Source organism: Paenibacillus puldeungensis (assembly GCF_042678945.1).
GTDB lineage: Bacteria > Bacillota > Bacilli > Paenibacillales > Paenibacillaceae > Fontibacillus > Fontibacillus puldeungensis.
On the sequence record NZ_JBHTLM010000029.1, the window covers coordinates 36,570 to 53,159 of the forward strand.

Annotated in this window: 15 protein-coding genes and 1 other RNA gene; 14 read left to right on the forward strand and 2 right to left on the reverse strand. The window is 48.7% G+C overall.

Going from position 1 to position 16,590, the window contains the following annotated elements; all coding sequences use genetic code 11:
• Positions 1-94 precede the first annotated feature (94 nt).
• Positions 95-1,246 (reverse strand): S8 family peptidase, encoded by a 1,152-nt coding sequence (locus ACFQ3W_RS24125; RefSeq protein ID WP_379321786.1) that lies wholly within the window; start codon positions 1,244-1,246, stop codon positions 95-97.
• 460 nt (positions 1,247-1,706) lie between these two features.
• On the opposite strand from ACFQ3W_RS24125, the gene rpoE reads away from it, so the two are divergent.
• The 8 genes from rpoE (at position 1,707) to rpmE (ending at position 10,469) form a co-directional block, all read left to right on the forward strand.
• Entirely contained in the window at positions 1,707-2,282 is a 576-nt protein-coding gene (rpoE, locus tag ACFQ3W_RS24130; protein WP_379321787.1) for a DNA-directed RNA polymerase subunit delta, read from the forward strand.
• A 302-nt stretch (positions 2,283-2,584) separates the two neighbouring features.
• Entirely contained in the window at positions 2,585-4,186 is a 1,602-nt protein-coding gene (locus ACFQ3W_RS24135) for a CTP synthase (RefSeq protein ID WP_379321788.1), read from the forward strand.
• A gap of 156 nt (positions 4,187-4,342) precedes the next feature.
• Positions 4,343-4,720 (forward strand): response regulator, encoded by a 378-nt coding sequence (locus ACFQ3W_RS24140; protein ID WP_379321789.1) that lies wholly within the window; start codon positions 4,343-4,345, stop codon positions 4,718-4,720.
• Positions 4,721-4,991: 271 nt separating this feature from the next.
• On the forward strand, positions 4,992-5,846 hold the full coding sequence (fba, locus tag ACFQ3W_RS24145; RefSeq protein WP_379321790.1) for a class II fructose-1,6-bisphosphate aldolase: 855 nt from the start codon (positions 4,992-4,994) through the stop codon (positions 5,844-5,846).
• A 213-nt stretch (positions 5,847-6,059) separates the two neighbouring features.
• A complete protein-coding gene (locus tag ACFQ3W_RS24150; RefSeq protein ID WP_379321791.1) occupies positions 6,060-7,313 on the forward strand; it encodes a UDP-N-acetylglucosamine 1-carboxyvinyltransferase in 1,254 nt (417 codons plus the stop codon).
• 123 nt (positions 7,314-7,436) lie between these two features.
• Entirely contained in the window at positions 7,437-8,792 is a 1,356-nt protein-coding gene (gene rho / locus ACFQ3W_RS24155; protein ID WP_379321792.1) for a transcription termination factor Rho, read from the forward strand.
• 80 nt (positions 8,793-8,872) lie between these two features.
• Positions 8,873-10,141: a radical SAM protein gene (locus ACFQ3W_RS24160; protein WP_379321793.1), complete on the forward strand. Its 1,269-nt coding sequence runs from the start codon at positions 8,873-8,875 to the stop codon at positions 10,139-10,141.
• Between the two features lie 130 nt (positions 10,142-10,271).
• On the forward strand, positions 10,272-10,469 hold the full coding sequence (gene rpmE, locus ACFQ3W_RS24165; protein WP_379321794.1) for a 50S ribosomal protein L31: 198 nt from the start codon (positions 10,272-10,274) through the stop codon (positions 10,467-10,469).
• 523 nt (positions 10,470-10,992) lie between these two features.
• Here rpmE and ACFQ3W_RS24170 read toward each other — a convergent pair.
• A complete protein-coding gene (locus ACFQ3W_RS24170) occupies positions 10,993-12,246 on the reverse strand; it encodes a stalk domain-containing protein (protein WP_379321795.1) in 1,254 nt (417 codons plus the stop codon).
• A gap of 184 nt (positions 12,247-12,430) precedes the next feature.
• On the opposite strand from ACFQ3W_RS24170, the gene ffs reads away from it, so the two are divergent.
• The 6 genes from ffs (at position 12,431) to ACFQ3W_RS24200 (ending at position 16,346) form a co-directional block, all read left to right on the forward strand.
• Positions 12,431-12,698, forward strand: an RNA gene (gene ffs, locus ACFQ3W_RS24175) — signal recognition particle sRNA large type.
• 165 nt (positions 12,699-12,863) lie between these two features.
• Positions 12,864-14,621 (forward strand): DNA polymerase III subunit gamma/tau, encoded by a 1,758-nt coding sequence (gene dnaX, locus ACFQ3W_RS24180; RefSeq protein WP_379321796.1) that lies wholly within the window; start codon positions 12,864-12,866, stop codon positions 14,619-14,621.
• A gap of 68 nt (positions 14,622-14,689) precedes the next feature.
• Positions 14,690-15,001: a YbaB/EbfC family nucleoid-associated protein gene (locus ACFQ3W_RS24185; protein ID WP_379321797.1), complete on the forward strand. Its 312-nt coding sequence runs from the start codon at positions 14,690-14,692 to the stop codon at positions 14,999-15,001.
• A gap of 26 nt (positions 15,002-15,027) precedes the next feature.
• A complete protein-coding gene (gene recR, locus ACFQ3W_RS24190) occupies positions 15,028-15,627 on the forward strand; it encodes a recombination mediator RecR (protein WP_379321798.1) in 600 nt (199 codons plus the stop codon).
• Between the two features lie 212 nt (positions 15,628-15,839).
• Entirely contained in the window at positions 15,840-16,058 is a 219-nt protein-coding gene (locus ACFQ3W_RS24195; RefSeq protein ID WP_379321802.1) for a DUF2508 domain-containing protein, read from the forward strand.
• 24 nt (positions 16,059-16,082) lie between these two features.
• Positions 16,083-16,346 carry a pro-sigmaK processing inhibitor BofA family protein gene (locus tag ACFQ3W_RS24200; RefSeq protein WP_379321799.1) on the forward strand — a complete coding sequence of 88 codons (264 nt, stop codon included), beginning with the start codon at positions 16,083-16,085 and terminating at the stop codon, positions 16,344-16,346.
• The last annotated feature ends 244 nt before the right edge of the window (positions 16,347-16,590 follow it).

Consider the following 16,590-nt stretch of genomic DNA (forward strand, 5'->3'; position numbering starts at 1 on the left):
TCCCGGGCTATCGCCGGGAGTGACCATTCACCCGCCTCTCGTAAAGGAGAGGCGGGTTTTTGCACGCGCCGCGGGCTGCCCGGCCGCCTGCGCGCTAGCTGCGCCGCCGCGGCCCCGCGCGAAGCAGCCGCGCCGCGCTGACCTCGCCAGCACCTCCCTTGGCTCTGGCCAGGGAGATGCTGGCGGGCAGCGGCCGCGCCGTGCGCCGCAGCCGGCGCTTGATGTCGCCCGGCTTCAGATCCGGGCGCAGTGCGAGCAGCAGGGCGACGGCCCCGCTGACATGGGACGTCGCCATCGATGTACCACTCATCTCGCGGTAGCCTCCCCCGACCCAGGCAGAGGTTATCTTTTCGCCGGGGGCATAAACATCAATGTACGGGCCATGGTTGCTGAAGGAGGCAATTTTGCCGTCTTTTCCCGTGGCGCCAACGGAAATAGTTTGCGGATAACGAGCCGGATAATCGGCGCCCCGGCTTTTTTTGTCATTGCCTGAGGAGGCGACGACAATAATTCCGGCGCTGTGGGCTTTCCGGATAACATTTTGCAAGGATTGGCTGTTGCTTTTCATGCCGAAGCTCATATTCACAATGTGCATCCGATTTCGGACACACCAGTCGATGCCGAGGATAATGTCTGAGACATAAGCCGATCCATTATGGTCAAACGCCTTGACGGGGAAGATGAGGGATCGGGGGGCTACCCCCATCATCCCTTGCGATCCACCGGAGGCGGCGATCGTTCCTGCTATATGTGTACCGTGTCCGTTGTCGTCGTATGGGAGGCTCACGCGATTGAGCAGATTGATTCCCCGTGCCAGGGAATGGCGTAGGTCAGGATGCCCAAAGTCAGCTCCTGTGTCGATCACCCCGATACGGATTCGGTATCCCGTCGATACGGACCAAGTTTCCGGTGCCCCGATCCGTTTTACTCCCCAGGGAATTCCAGTGCCTTGACCTTTGCTCTCGGGAGCGGAACTATGCACGCAGATTCTCGCATCTTCTTCAACCGCAAGTCCGAATCTTGAGGTAGCGGTTTTCCCGCGCAAGCCCAAGGGACATATGAGGGCCTGCAGCAGATAAGACGTTCTCACCTGCCGCAGTGCGGGATGCTGGCGTTTGTGCTTGAATAGCTGACGAACGCACTCGGCGTACTCAGCCGGATGCGAGAAGCGGATAATGTAGCGTCCGCTTTTTCCGGAGGTGTCGACATGGTCGTTTAAATAACGTAAAAATCCGGAGTAGTCCATTTATTGTAGCCCCTCCTGACGAAGCGTGTTGCAGTATACTATGACAAACCTCCAACCCCGGAATGGGGAAGGGGCCCTGTTTTCCGGGAAATGGGCCGAGAGCTGAATATAGGCTTGGAAACAGCGTGTCAAAGCGAGATTCTGGACATAGGATGAAGGGAGAGCCTTGTGGGGCTTTCGCTAACCTCAGAGGACGTGTGCGCCCTCTTGGGGAGGATACAGTCAAGGGGCGGGAGAGGCGATAGGCTTTTTCCGTCTCTTTCCTTTTGCTTGATGAAAAAAGGCAATCGATGCGGTGATACCTAGCGGGGTCATCTGTTTATTTTTTATAACTTGCAATTTAGTTCCAAATAGGTTTTACTTAGGTGTGATATGGATATGTTAGTGAAGGAAATCGATCCTAAGGATAGATTTTATCTTTGCTATAATGTAACTTTGCGTGAGAGGAAGTGTCCGTAACTTGAGTACCCCGCTGAATTTAAAAATCGACCCGGACAAGGTCCAGGAAATTCCAATGGTCGACTTGGCCTTTATGATTCTGAAAGCGGCAAATACGCCGTATTACTACCGTGACCTGATGAATGAAGTAGCTCAGCTCCGCGGCATGTCCGAGGAAGAGATCAATGAGGCTATCGCTCAACTTTATACGGAAATTAATATCGATGGTCGTTTTGCTTGCGTAGGCACCAACCTGTGGGGCCTGAAACGCTGGTATCCGGTTGACCGTAACGAGGATCCGGTTGGCAACGCCAAACGTCCGCGCATTATCAATGATGATGATGACGATCTGGAAGATGAGGACTTCACGGAAGAGGAAGATACGTACTCCTCGGATGATGATGATTTCGATGCCATCGATGAGGATCAGGATGGCGAGCTGTTCCCGGATGATGACGATGACGAAGTTGAGGAAGTGGAAGACGAAGGTCTGCTCGACGACGAGGACCTGGATGAAGAGGAAGATCTAGGCGAGGATGAAGATGACGCGGACGCCGACGAGGATTTTGACGACGACAGTGACGGCGACGACGATTGATCCGAGCTTTTGCAGGCTAATTTCAGCCAGATGCCCGTGCGATATTTTGTTTAGATAAAGAATTTGTTCCTCCTTGACACGAACAGGGGTAACGAGTAAACTATTGCATGGGCTTTTGATTCAAACTATAAAATATGAATTTTCTAAAAAGTGCCCCGGCTTATTCGGGTGTCACTTTTTTGTTTTTTTAGGCCCATTCGGCTATGTTTTACCGAACAATGGGTTAGGCTAATGAACTGAAGTTACCTGAATTTCTGGAATCTGACTTATTTGAACACGTACTACTTAGGAGGTTTTTATCAGTGGCAAAATATATTTTCGTAACAGGCGGAGTCGTATCGTCTTTAGGGAAAGGAATCACGGCAGCTTCACTCGGCAGGCTGCTGAAGAACAGAGGCTTGAAGGTAACGATCCAGAAATTCGATCCTTATATCAATGTCGATCCGGGAACGATGAGTCCGTATCAGCACGGGGAAGTGTTCGTTACGGATGACGGCGCCGAGACAGACTTGGATTTGGGCCATTATGAACGGTTTATTGACATCAACCTGTCGAAGAACAGCAATGTAACGACCGGGAAAATTTACTCCTCCGTCATTGGCAAAGAACGCCGCGGGGAATACCTAGGCGGTACGGTGCAGGTTATTCCGCATATTACGAATGAAATCAAAGAGCGTGTATTTCGCGCCGGCCGTGAAGCGGGCTCCGATGTCGTAATTACGGAAATCGGGGGAACCGTAGGGGACATTGAAAGCCTTCCATTCCTGGAGGCCATTCGTCAAATTAAGAGCGATATCGGACGCGAGAACGTAATGTATATCCACGTCACGCTCATCCCATATATCAAAGCCGCTGGTGAAGTGAAAACGAAGCCGACACAGCATAGTGTTAAAGAGCTGCGCAGCATCGGGATTCAGCCGAATGTGATCGTTTGCCGTACCGAACATGAGCTGTCGGATGACATGAAGGCGAAGATCGCCTTGTTCTGCGATATCGATGCCAATGCGGTAGTTGAGTGCCGGGATGCCGATACGCTGTATGAAGTGCCGTTAAACCTGCGCGACGAAGGCTTGGATGAAATCGTTGTGAATCACCTTAAACTGACGACTCCGGCACCGGATATGCGTGAATGGGAGAATCTTGTTGGACGGATCAACAAACTGGAAAGAACCGTTGAAATTGCGATTGTAGGTAAATACGTCGCTTTACACGATGCTTATTTGAGTGTAGTCGAGTCGCTTTCTCATGCCGGATTTGACGCTAATGCCGACGTGAAAATCCGCTGGGTGAATGCGGAGGAAGTTACGGAAGAGAATGTGGATGAGCTTCTTCGCGGTGTTGGCGGTATTCTCGTACCGGGCGGCTTCGGCGACCGGGGAATCGAAGGGAAAATTACAACGATTAAATTTGCTAGAGAGCGCAAAATCCCGTTCTTCGGCATTTGCCTAGGCATGCAGGTCGCCGTTGTGGAAATCGCTCGTTCCCTTGCAGGGCTGCAAGGCGCAAATAGCTCGGAGATCAATCCGTCAACCGAATATCCAGTAATCGACCTGCTTCCGGAACAGAAGGATATCGAGGATCTTGGCGGTACGATGCGACTTGGTCTATATCCTTGCAAACTTATACCGGGATCGCTTGCGATGCAGTGCTACAATGATGAGCTGGTTTATGAAAGACACCGTCACCGGTATGAATTCAATAATGCATACCGTGAAGCGATTGAAAAAGTGGGCTTGCGAATTTCCGGTACTTCGCCGGACGGACGTTTGGTTGAAATCGTTGAACTTCCGGACCACCCTTGGTTCCTTGCGGTTCAGTTCCATCCGGAGTTTACCTCCCGCCCGAACCGTCCGCAGCCTTTGTTCCGTGAATTTGTCAAAGCTTCGCTTGAGCACCTGTCATAGTCTTCCGAAGCCGATTGCAGCTTCACTTCTCCTCTGTGATCCGGCCCCGAACGATTTTTAAAATCTCTTCTGCCATTTAGAAGGGATTTCCAAATTGGGGGCGAAGTATTAATTATTACCAGGATTATATGGTGGAGTCAGTAGGAGGGTTTTTCGGTGGAAGAGAAGAAAGTATTGATCGTTGACGATCAGAATGGTATTCGCATTTTATTAATGGAAGTGTTTAGCAGCGAAGGATATAAGACGTTTCAAGCCGCCAATGGAAAAATGGCCTTGGAAATCGTTCGCAGTGATTCGCCGGATTTAGTGCTTCTCGACATGAAAATCCCGGGCATGGATGGACTCGAAATCCTTAAGCATATTAAAGAGGTCAATCCGGATATCAAGGTAATTATGATGACGGCGTACGGTGAACTCGACATGATTAAGGAAGCGACCGATCTAGGCGCCCTGATGCATTTTACGAAGCCGTTTGATATCGATGAGATGCGAATGGCCGTCAATATGCAACTGAAGGGCGGGGCCGTTCTTTAGTTAAGTTGAGGGTGCATCATGAATTCCTGCAGCTCCGAATTATAATTTAAACTTTTTCTTCCAAGAATAAATGAGTGCCTCCTTTTAGGGCTTTGGTGGAATTCCATCGCTCCTAGAAGGAGGTTTATTTTTGTCCTCAAATCTAACACATCCCGTTCACAACAGCCTGTAAAGCATGAATAGTAATTTTGACAGGTTGTGGTATAATAAGAAAGTGTGTGAATGTCGGCTAAATCAGATAAATCCAACATCCTTAGGAGGATTGAAACCTATGCCATTAGTATCAATGACAGACATGTTGAACAAAGCCCTCGCAGGCAAATATGCAGTAGGCCAATACAACATCAACAACCTTGAATGGACTCAAGCGATTCTTGGCGCTGCTGAAGAAGAGAAATCACCAGTAATTCTCGGCGTTTCCGAAGGTGCTGCTCGTCATATGGGCGGATTCTACACCATCGTTAAAATGGTGGAAGGCCTTATGCACGATATGAAAATCACTGTTCCGGTTGCAATCCATTTGGATCACGGTTCAAGCTTTGATAAATGTAAAGAAGCGATCGATGCCGGATTTACTTCCGTAATGATCGACGGTTCTCACCATCCAATCGATGAGAACATTGCAATGACGAAGAAAGTTGTTGAATACGCTCATTCCAAAGGCGTTTCCGTTGAAGCTGAAGTAGGTACTGTAGGCGGACAGGAAGACGACGTAGTTGGCGGCATCAAATATGCTGACTTGAACGAGTGCGTTCGCATCGTTAAGGAAACAGGTCTTGATACTTTGGCTCCGGCACTTGGCTCCGTTCATGGACCATACCATGGCGAACCAAACCTGGGCTTTAAAGAAATGGAAGAAATTCGCGATGCCGTGAAACTTCCACTCGTTCTTCATGGGGGGACAGGCATTCCAACTCATGACATCGAGAAAGCCATTTCGCTTGGAACTTCCAAAATCAATGTGAATACAGAAAACCAAATCGCGTTCACAAAAGCGGTTCGTGAAGTACTGGCTGCAAAACCAGACGCTTATGACCCACGTAAATACATCGTTCCTGGCCGCGACGCCATCAAACAAACCGTTGCTGGCAAAATCCGCGAGTTCGGTTCCAATAACAAAGCCTAAGTTTTTAATTTGCTCGTTTTTCGAGTACAATAGGCTAGAGAATTGGATTGTATGAAATTGTAGTTTAGGACAGATCAGGGGAACCGGGCTGTCCATCTGAATAGGGTGAATGGAGAGCACACCGCTTAGCCGGTGTCTTTCCATTTTCACCGCTAAAACAACGTGGCGCAACTCGCTTGCCGACGCAAAACACGTAGGGGGATCTTTGGACTTATGGAGAAATTAATGATCCGCGGCGGACGTCCGCTGCGCGGCAGCGTATCGATCAGCGGCGCTAAGAATAGTGCGATAGCTTTGATTCCGGCCGCGATCCTGGCTGAATCTGAAGTAGTGCTTGATAATCTGCCAATTCTGAGTGATGTGGCTGTTTACTCGGAAATTTTGGAGGAGCTCGGCGCTCGTGTTTTATGGGAAGGCAGTCAAATGAGAATTGATCCTTCCGCGATTGTATCGGTTCCAATGCCGAATGGACCTGTGAAAAAGCTGCGTGCTTCCTATTACATGATGGGGGCTCTGCTAGGGCGGTTTAAAGAAGCAACGGTTGGATTGCCGGGAGGCTGTAATTTTGAGCCTCGTCCGATTGATCAGCATATCAAAGGATTTGAAGCGCTTGGAGCTACTGTGACCAATGAGCACGGGGCTATTCATTTGCACGCGGATGAGCTGCGCGGCGCCAAGATCTACTTGGATGTCAGTAGCGTTGGAGCAACGATAAACATTATGCTGGCGGCTACAAGAGCCAAAGGTGCAACAGTGATCGAAAATGCGGCCAAAGAGCCTGAAATTATAGATGTAGCGACTTTGTTAAATGCTATGGGAGCAAGCATTAAAGGTGCCGGAACAGAGACCATTCGGATTGAAGGGGTATCTGAACTTAAAGGGTGCCGCCACTCTATTATTCCCGACCGGATCCAGGCCGGTACTTATATGATTGCGGCAGCGGCTACGCGCGGCGATGTACTGATCGACGGGGTTATACCTAAACATCTGGAGGCGCTTACGGCCAAGTTACTGGAAATGGGTGTTGGCGTTGAGGAGCTGGATGAAAGCATTCGTGTCATCGGCCATTCAAATTATGAACATGTCGATGTCAAGGCTTTAGTATATCCAGGGTTTCCTACCGATATTCAATCACCGATGACCAGCTTGCTTACTCAAGCACGTGGCGTTAGTGTATTAAGCGATTTTGTGTACAGCAACCGATTCAAACATGTACCCGAGCTAATTCGCATGGGGGCAAAAATCCGGGTAGAAGGTCGCTCTGCAATTATCGAGGGTGGACCGCTGAACGCCGCCAAAGTAAAGGCCGCGGATTTGCGCGCCGGTGCAGCACTTGTTGTTGCCGGGCTTACGGTTCAGGAAGGCATTACCGAGGTATCGGGCGTAGAGCTGATCGATCGCGGATATGACAACCTGGTTCCGAACTTACGGGCTTTAGGTGCAGACGTTTGGCGTCAGGCAGAATAACTACGCTATTTTTCGCATAAGTTGCCTGAGAAAGGGAATACTATGCCAGTAAGTCTATCAAAATCGGTTGTACTTCATAGATTGCATTAAAGTGAAAAAAATCGAATAGGTGGTTATTTTATTATGGATCTTCAAATCGCCGATTTGGAAGGGATGAAGCTCACCGAGCTGTACAAGCTGGCGAAGCAATATCAAATTCCATATTACGGTCAGTTGAAAAAGAAAGAATTGATTTTTGCTATTCTAAGAGCGCAAGCCGAGCAAAGCGGACTCATGTTTATGGAGGGCGTGCTCGAAATATTACCGGAAGGGTACGGTTTTCTAAGGCCGATCAACTATTTGCCCAGCACGGAAGATATTTATATATCCGCTTCGCAAATCCGCAAATTTGACCTGCGTACCGGTGACCTGGTCTCCGGAAAGTGTAGAACGCCGAAGGAAAATGAACGATATTTTGGACTGCTTCAGGTCAATGCTGTTAACGGAGAGAATCCTGCCATAGCCGCAGAAAGGCTGCATTTCCCGGCCCTTACTCCACTTTATCCGCAGAAGAAGCTAGTGCTGGAAACATCCCCAAATCATTTATCCACTCGCATTATGGATTTGCTTGCCCCGGTCGGACTCGGACAACGCGGTTTGATCGTGGCGCCGCCTAAAGCAGGAAAAACTCTACTTCTTAAAGAAATCGCCAACAGCATTTCCACCAACAATCCCGAGATCGAGTTATTCGTATTGCTAATCGACGAACGTCCTGAAGAGGTTACAGACATGCAGCGGTCGGTCAAAGGGGAGGTTATCGCTTCCACGTTTGATGAGCTTCCGGAAAATCATATCAAAGTGGCTGAACTCGTACTACAGCGCGCTATACGTCTAGTCGAGCATAAGAAGGATGTCGTGATTTTGCTGGATAGTATCACTCGGTTGGCCCGGGCGTACAACCTTGTTGTTCCTCCATCCGGCCGCACGCTGAGCGGGGGGATTGACCCGGCGGCATTCCACCGTCCGAAGCGGTTTTTCGGGTCGGCTCGTAACGTAGAGGAGGGCGGAAGCCTGACGATTTTGGCGACAGCGCTAGTAGATACAGGATCACGTATGGACGATATCATTTACGAAGAATTTAAGGGTACGGGCAATATGGAGCTTCATCTGGATCGGAAGCTGGCGGAACGCCGCATTTTCCCGGCAATCGATATTCGCCGCTCCGGTACGCGCCGCGAAGAAGTGTTGCTGACGAAGGAAGAGCTGGATACAATCTGGTCGATTCGTAAAAATATGAATGATTCCTACGATTTTGTGGAAGGATTCTTGAAAAAGCTGCGTGACAGCAGGACGAATGCAGAGTTCCTGGCTTCGTTCGATACCGCAGGGAATGCGGCCGAAAGCACAGGAACTACGCGCCGTCCGGTTCGCTCGGCATCCTCAGCTCCGCGGACTGGATCTTCAAAGAGTCCAGGAACGACACCTGGATCTGGCGTTTAGATAACAGTTTCGTAAGGTAACTTTAAACAGGCTCATTGGATTTAAGGGATAACCCTTTTTAAGCGAATAAGGAGAATGACATGCAATTAGTATATGCTGATGAACAAGGACAAGTTTACGATCATCCGTCTTTGTATGGTTTAGCGCGCAGTGCGGATATGATTGTAGAGATTATGGAAGACGAGCTTATTCCGCTCCCTGAGGGGGCTACATTGGTAGGTCTACCCTCTACCAGGCCGATTGGAATGGATCCGGACACCGGTGAAATGAAGCCGCTCCCCGGGAATGTGCAGGCTGTTGGGGCTCTGCTGCCGCAAGGATACACCCGGCTTTGTTTGCCAGGTTACGTCAAAACGGATAAGGAATATAAGCTGCCGCTATTCGGGTATTCGGCTGTTGTATGGAAGGATGGTCAATTTTATGTGACCGCCCGGCTGTCGGACGATCCTGAGAAGTGGAACCCGCTTAACTGTGATCCGCTTGAATTGAAAAAACAGGTTAAAGATTTTACGTCCCGTTATCCGGAAAACCGGCTTTACGAGCACTTATCCAATTGTGCGCTTGGCTACGAATGCTTGACGGCTTCCAACACATTTTTGAACCGTTGGGAAGGCGCGGTACCTGTTTCCTATTCCTGTAACGCCGGCTGCTTTGGTTGTATTTCCGAACAACCGGATGACAGCGGGTTTGTATCGCCCCAGACCCGGATGAATTTTCGGCCTCGTGTTGAGGAGTTAGTCCAAGTGATGCTGGAGCACTTAAAAACGCCGGAATCGATCATTAGCTTTGGGCAAGGCTGTGAAGGTGAGCCCTCCACCCAGGCCAAGCTTATCATCGAGTCAATCCGCGAGGTTCGGCGCCAGACCGATATGGGGTATATCAACATCAATACAAACGCCGGGCTGACCGATCATATTCGCGGCATCGTCGATGCCGGGCTGGACTTGATGCGAGTGAGTACGATCAGCGCTTTGGACGATCATTATAATGCTTACTATAAACCTCGGGGTTACACGCTCGCTAACGTTGAGAAATCTTTGCGTTATGCTTCGGAGCAAGGGGTCTATACCTCGATTAACTATCTGATCTTCCCTGGCGTAACCGACCGTGAGGAGGAAGTTGAGGCGATGATCGAATTCGCGAGACGCAGCAAGCTGAAGCTGATTCAGCTCCGCAATTTGAACATCGATCCCGAGAGCTATTTGGAGCTTATTCCAAAGGCCAAGGGCGATATTCTCGGCATGAAGCAGATGATTGAGATTTTCCAGGAGGAGCTACCGGATGTCGTCATCGGTTCTTATACACATGTTCCTCCCACGGAGTTGGCGCGAGTGAAGGTGCGCGGTTAAACGGAAATCGGCGCCTATCTCTTCTGGAAACATCCAATTGCAAAAGTTGCATTGGCCGTGCTATAATGCGTTTATGTGTCATTATAACTCTGTGCACGATTGAGGCCCAGGGCGGAAAGAGGTGAAAGTGATGAAAGAAGCTATTCAACCGAAATATCACGTGACTACGGTGACTTGCGCTTGCGGTAACACGTTTGAAACTGGTTCCGTAAAACAAGACCTGCGCGTTGAAATTTGCTCCAACTGCCATCCATTCTTCACAGGTAAGCAGAAATTCCTGGATGCTGGTGGACGTGTGGATAAATTCAAGAAGAAATTTGGTCTGTAAGGTTATAAGTGAAGAGCCCCTGCTCCTACGAGCAGGGGTTTTTTGTGAATAAATAACTTCTAGTGGCTCCGAGCTGCGGTGTGCTTTGTACAAGGGATTCTGTTTCTCGTCGTATCCAGTGGTGTCGGCGTTGGCAGGATCAGCAGCGCGGCAATTTAAATGTATTTATTACATTTATTTTTAACCATTTAGGCCATATAGCGTAAATAATTGCAAAAAGTGCATCTAAATCGAGGTAAATTGATGCAACCTATAGTTTTGAGTTGGTTTAGATGCATTTTCTACAACTAAACGAACAAAAGCGATATAAATCCATCAATTAGATGTAGAAAATACAACTAAACTCAGTTTCCTAGGCCTCCTCAAAAATCACGTAGGATGAGGGATTCATATTTTATAAGCACAGGCGGTACTCCACAATATGGAGCGCCTGAACGGTCATCAGGACGGTTAACTCAATATGGGACCACTTCGCATAAAAATGGCCTGACGATCATTGAATGCCGCCAGGCCATTTTTTCTATTACTTAAATTCAACGCTCTGCTTCAGGCTAGTCCATTCTTCGGCTTGAATTAGCCCAAGTCTCCAAAGCGCGATTCCTTTCAAATCATACCGCTTGGCGAGACCGGCCAGCGTCGTTACGGAGTTTCCGTCCTCATTATTAAGGTTAAGTCCCAAAATAAGCTTATCCTTAGTCGTTTCCTTTAACGCTAAACGGATTGCTTCATCCACTTTATTAGTGGGCTCCGGCGTTTTTGCGCTTTGTCCTGCCTGGTAATCATAGGCCATGATAACGAGTTCATCAGCAATATTGCCAAGCGCTTTATAATCATACCCATGATACGACGAATTCAGCGGATGAAGGGCGAGCGATAGCTTGAGACCGGCAGCATCGGTTTCCTTGGCAAGCGACTTAACGAATGCGGTAAAAGAGTCCTGCGTCGTTTTTCTATCTGTCGTGAGTCCGAGGCCCTCGAAATCGAGCATAATGCCCTGAAATGATTTTTCCGTCGCGGCGGAAATCATATCGCTGATCGCTTTTTGACGTAATTCGGAACTGCTGAGCAGTTTGGTCAATTCGCCTTTACTGTCGCTGGAATATACCATGAGATATGGCGAAGTATGGCTTTCTGCAGCGGAGCTGACCAGACTTTCAGCTGTAACATCTCCGGCTGGCTGCGGCATTTTAAAATCTTTGCCCGTTAGTGTGAATTGCCCGTTCTCATCGATTCGGCTCCAACCAAAGGCTACGGAATCCAGGCTCGGAATAGCCGATGCTTCCGAATAGGAGGAAATCGCATAGAAGCCGAGTGTATACATTCTTTTTTGCGGAGATGCGATGGTAACCGTTCGGGATACTTGATCCCAGCTTACCTTTGCCCCGAATTGCTGGCTGAAAAAGCTAAGCGGAATCAGCGTATTTCCGGCAATCGATTGCGGAGCTACCGCTAATTTCACTGAAGTATTATTAACAGTTGCGACTTTGTTGTTTAATTTTAATTGAACACGAACTGCATCAGGACCTTCGCCTTTAACAGCAGAAATAGTTTTTGCAGCCTGGTTCCAGGTTACAGGAATGCCCAAAGCCTCAGAGATCGACCGGAAGGGAACCATCGTGGTTCCATTGATAACGACAGGTTGTCCTGAAAATGACATTGGATATCCATCTAATAGGATCTGCACAGAAGGCGCCGCTTTTGCTTGTATAGGTTGAAGTCCGGTGAATCCTCCAATAAGAATAGAAGCGGCCAGAACTACTTTCCCCAAATGTTTCATTCGTTTCTCCTCTCATTCTATGATCTCCATGTCTATTTCTATTCTATTAATATACCAAAATATCAATAGGGTTGCATGCGAGGATGGGCCAATAGCTAACTTATATGGAGGATTTTTGCGGGCTGATAGCCAACTTCTTCCCCTCGGTTGCATTTTAAACAAGCATGAGATATACTTAGTTTCACCGTGCTAGATGGGGAGGTAGCGGTGCCCTGTAACTCGCAATCCGCTGTAGCGAGGTTGAAGTCCTGTTAGAGGTCTTGCCGATGTGGGGTCTGGCATTTATAGCAGATGTTGACGGACGGGTCCTCCGCAAGGAGTACCTGTGAACCTGGTCAGGTCCGGAAGGAAGCAGCCATAAGCAGTGTTACTCTTGTGCCGGAGGGTTGCCTGTCCCGAGTCGTGCTGTAAAGATGCCGCCCGGATCGCAACGATCAATAACAGGTGCACGGTTTATACTAGATAACAGACACATCTTTGTCCTTGGACAGAGATGTTTTTTTATGGGCAAAAAGTGGAATAGGGTGCAAACGCGAATAGAAGTTTTGCTCATCACGGGAGTATAGTATAATAAGGAAACGACAGATGTTTTTGAAGGAAAGAAAGAGGTGCCGCATATGGAGCATATTGCGCTGTACCGTGCTTGGCGGCCGCAGTCGTTTCAGGACATGGTTGGTCAACAGCATATCATCCGCACGCTGCAGAATGCGATTCGCGAACAGCGATTGTCGCATGCCTATCTGTTTAGCGGACCCCGTGGAACCGGTAAGACGAGTGCCGCGAAAATATTGGCCAAAGCCGTGAACTGCGAAAGAGGCCCGGCGGTGGAGCCGTGTAACGAGTGCGATTCATGCCGACGGATTACTGCGGGCGCTGTAATGGATGTGCTTGAAATTGACGCCGCTTCCAACCGGGGGGTTGAAGAAATTCGCGATCTCCGCGAAAAAGTAAAGTACGCCCCAACGGAAGTGCGGCAGAAGGTTTATATTATTGATGAAGTTCACATGCTGACGACGGAAGCATTTAATGCGCTGTTAAAAACGTTGGAGGAGCCGCCGCCTCACGTGATGTTTATTTTGGCGACAACCGAACCTCATCGGCTGCCGGCTACCGTTATATCGCGTTGTCAACGCTTCGATTTCCGCCGAGTATCTTTGGAGGAGCAAAGTGAGCGGCTGAAGTTTATTTGCGAGCAAGAGGGAATCCAGGCTGAGGATGATGCTATCGGGTATATCGCCAGGTTGTCCGACGGCGGAATGCGCGATGCGCTGAGTATTTTGGATCAGATAGCCTCTTTTTCAGGAGGGAAGGTTTCCTATCAGCAGGTTCTGGAGATGACGGGAGGAATTGCTTCCCGGCAGTTCGCCGAGCTGGCCAAAACGCTGCTCGAGGGCGACATCGGTAGCATGCTGCAGATGATCGACGGCTTTATGCAGGAAGGTAAAAGTGCCGATAAATGCATGGAGAACCTCTTGTATTATTTCCGCGATCTGTTGATGATCAAGATGGTGCCTAAAGCGGACAAGCTGACGGAACGAGTCCTTGATCCGCAGGATTTTGGAGAGATCGCGAAAGACTTCTCCCGTACCCAGCTGTTCCAAATCATCGAAACGCTGAATCGTTATCAGACAGAGATGAAGTACGCGCTGCAGCCGCAAACCTTGTTTGAAGTGGCTCTGCTAAAGCTATGTACCATTACAAATGAGGAAGATGCCACCGCCCATGAACCTGCTCAGAGTCAAAGCTCAGGAGCGGCTGCAGGGGCTGCCGAGGTAACTCAGCTTCGTCGCCAGGTCTCCGAGCTGGAGGCCAAGCTGGACCGGGCGCTGCAGGCAGGACTAGCGTCAGGCGGCTCGGGAACCGCTGTAGCGAACTCATCCAACCAGCGTGCGAGTCGTGCTTCGACTCCCAGGGTTGCATCCAAGGCGAAAATACCTGCCGGTATGGATCGCTATATTGCCGAGCGAAATAGCCCGTCTTTTATCACAATCCAGAATAAATGGAACCAGATCCTACAGGCCGTCAAAGAGGAGAAGGTTACGATTCACGCCTGGTTTATGAACGGAGAGCCGGTTTCTGCTTCGGATGATTCCGTACTCGTTGCTTTCAAGAATGACATCCACCGTGAAACGACGGAGAAGCCGGCCAACAAACAGCTGATCGAAAGCGTACTGGAGCGTCAGCTCGGTGCGCCGTACCATCTAGTTACGATGATGCTGAAGGATTGGAACGATGCCATTCAAGGGGCCGCTGAAGCACCTAAAGAGCCATTTGAGCTGGAACCCCTGCCAGAGGATGGGGGGGGCAGCAAAGAGCCTTGGGTTGACGAGGCTATCCAGATATTCGGTGACGATTTAGTCGTTATCAAGGAATGAGTGAATTGATTTACCAGCTTCGCAATCTGTGACATAATATAAAATCAATTAAAGGAGATGTGAACAACGTGAACAATATGAACCAAATGATGAAACAAGTGAAAAAAATGCAAGAGCAAATGCTAAAGGCCCAGGAAGAGCTAGGGAGTAAAACGGTGGAAGGAAGCGCAGGCGGCGGTGTAGTTACCGTTGAAGTCAATGGACATAAAAAGGTGCTGTCCCTGACTATCAAACCTGAAGCGGTAGATCCGGATGACGTAGAAATGCTACAGGACTTGGTCCTGACCGCTGTTAACGATGCCCTGAACAAAGCTGAAGAGCTTGCTAATCAGGATATGGGCAAATTTACAGGCGGAATGAAGATTCCTGGCCTGTTCTAATTTACTGACTGAAGGAGAAGGCCCCATTGTATTATCCCGAACCGATCGCAAAGCTGATCGATGCATTTACCCATCTGCCCGGCATTGGGCCGAAGACGGCAGCAAGGCTGGCTTTTCACGTGCTGAACATGAAAGAGGATGACGTCATCGACTTTGCGAAAGCGTTGGTGAGTGTTAAGCGCAATCTTCATTATTGCTCTGTCTGTTGCAATATCACAGACACCGATCCTTGCCGAATTTGCCAAGATAAGACCCGCGATCCATCTGTCATTTGCGTGGTGCAAGAGCCCAAAGACTTAGTGGCGATGGAACGGACAAAAGAGTTTGATGGTTATTATCATGTGCTGCAGGGGGCTATTTCGCCAATGGAGGGACTTGGCCCAGACGATATCCGGCTCAAGGAACTGCTTAACCGCCTTAGCGATGAACGCGTCAAGGAACTGATATTAGCGACCAACCCGAATATCGAAGGTGAGGCAACGGCTATGTATATTTCTCGCCTCGTCAAGCCTTTTGATATTCGCGTGACCCGGATCGCTCACGGATTGCCGGTCGGCGGAGATTTGGAATATGCGGATGAAGTTACGCTGTCCAAAGCGCTGGAGGGGCGACGGGAACTGAATTGATATCCGGGTAAATAGCGACTAAGAATAGAAGAACTTTGAATCCCAATTGATTTGGGTTTCAAAGTTCTTTTTTCATTTTCTGCGACTAGTTCTAAGTTTGTCCTTTCCCCGATACACATGAAATAGACAGGCTATTAAGGAGGGGATATAAGTTGAAATGGTGGAAGCTTCGGCTTGAGCAGCGTGCCAGGGCGGTACAGTTGAAGGAAGCGATGGAATACAAACGTTTACTTTATAAAGATGTCATGATTGCGTTTAAAGAATGGGAGCGAGCCTATAATGCTTTTCAAGAAGCTGTAGGTCATGATGAGGTCGATGTCGCGATATACACACTGGAAGCCGCTGAACGAAGATATCAGATCCAGCTAAAGGCGGCTAAACAGGCAAAACTAGAATGGGATGTTTTTAGGCAAGGTTCTTTTATGAACTAGTCTGAACATAGGAGGAACTGAGGTATGAGGCTTGTGCTAGCTGGTATCCTAATTGTATCGCTTATACTGCTTCTTTATATTGTGTTTTCGCGAAAAGCCGGATTCGCTTGGCTTACAAGGTTAGGGCTTCATGTTGTACTTGCGGCTTTAGGAATTTATCTCATTAATTTTTCCGGTTTGCTTACCGAAGTTTATATTCCTTTAAACCCTGTAACAATGAGTACGGTGCTCCTGCTGGGGCTGCCTGGCGTTGTTTTACTGTTAGCCTTAAAATTAGCCATTATCTAACTGTTGACGCAGAATTGTGTGTATGGTACATTATAAATCGCTTCTCCGATAGGACAAGCCAAGCATTGAAGAAAAAAACTTCCTCGAAAAAAAAGCTTGACTAAAGAGAAGGCAAGATGATATATTATAAAGGTCGCTGCTGAAACGAAAATGCGGCGGCGAAAACGAAGTTGATCTTTGAAAACTGAACAACGAGTGAGTATTAAAAGAGAATTAATTTCTCGTCAGTACGAAATGAGCTAAT

Coding starts and splice junctions, on each gene's coding strand:
- ACFQ3W_RS24160 (WP_379321793.1), top strand. CDS start 8,873: ATGCAATTAGTATATGCTGATGAACAAGGACAAGTTTACGATCATCCG.
- ACFQ3W_RS24170 (WP_379321795.1), bottom strand. CDS start 12,246: ATGAAACATTTGGGGAAAGTAGTTCTGGCCGCTTCTATTCTTATTGGA.
- ACFQ3W_RS24125 (WP_379321786.1), bottom strand. CDS start 1,246: ATGGACTACTCCGGATTTTTACGTTATTTAAACGACCATGTCGACACC.
- ACFQ3W_RS24150 (WP_379321791.1), top strand. CDS start 6,060: ATGGAGAAATTAATGATCCGCGGCGGACGTCCGCTGCGCGGCAGCGTA.
- rho (WP_379321792.1), top strand. CDS start 7,437: ATGGATCTTCAAATCGCCGATTTGGAAGGGATGAAGCTCACCGAGCTG.
- rpmE (WP_379321794.1), top strand. CDS start 10,272: ATGAAAGAAGCTATTCAACCGAAATATCACGTGACTACGGTGACTTGC.
- ACFQ3W_RS24200 (WP_379321799.1), top strand. CDS start 16,083: ATGAGGCTTGTGCTAGCTGGTATCCTAATTGTATCGCTTATACTGCTT.
- dnaX (WP_379321796.1), top strand. CDS start 12,864: ATGGAGCATATTGCGCTGTACCGTGCTTGGCGGCCGCAGTCGTTTCAG.
- fba (WP_379321790.1), top strand. CDS start 4,992: ATGCCATTAGTATCAATGACAGACATGTTGAACAAAGCCCTCGCAGGC.
- ACFQ3W_RS24195 (WP_379321802.1), top strand. CDS start 15,840: ATGGAATACAAACGTTTACTTTATAAAGATGTCATGATTGCGTTTAAA.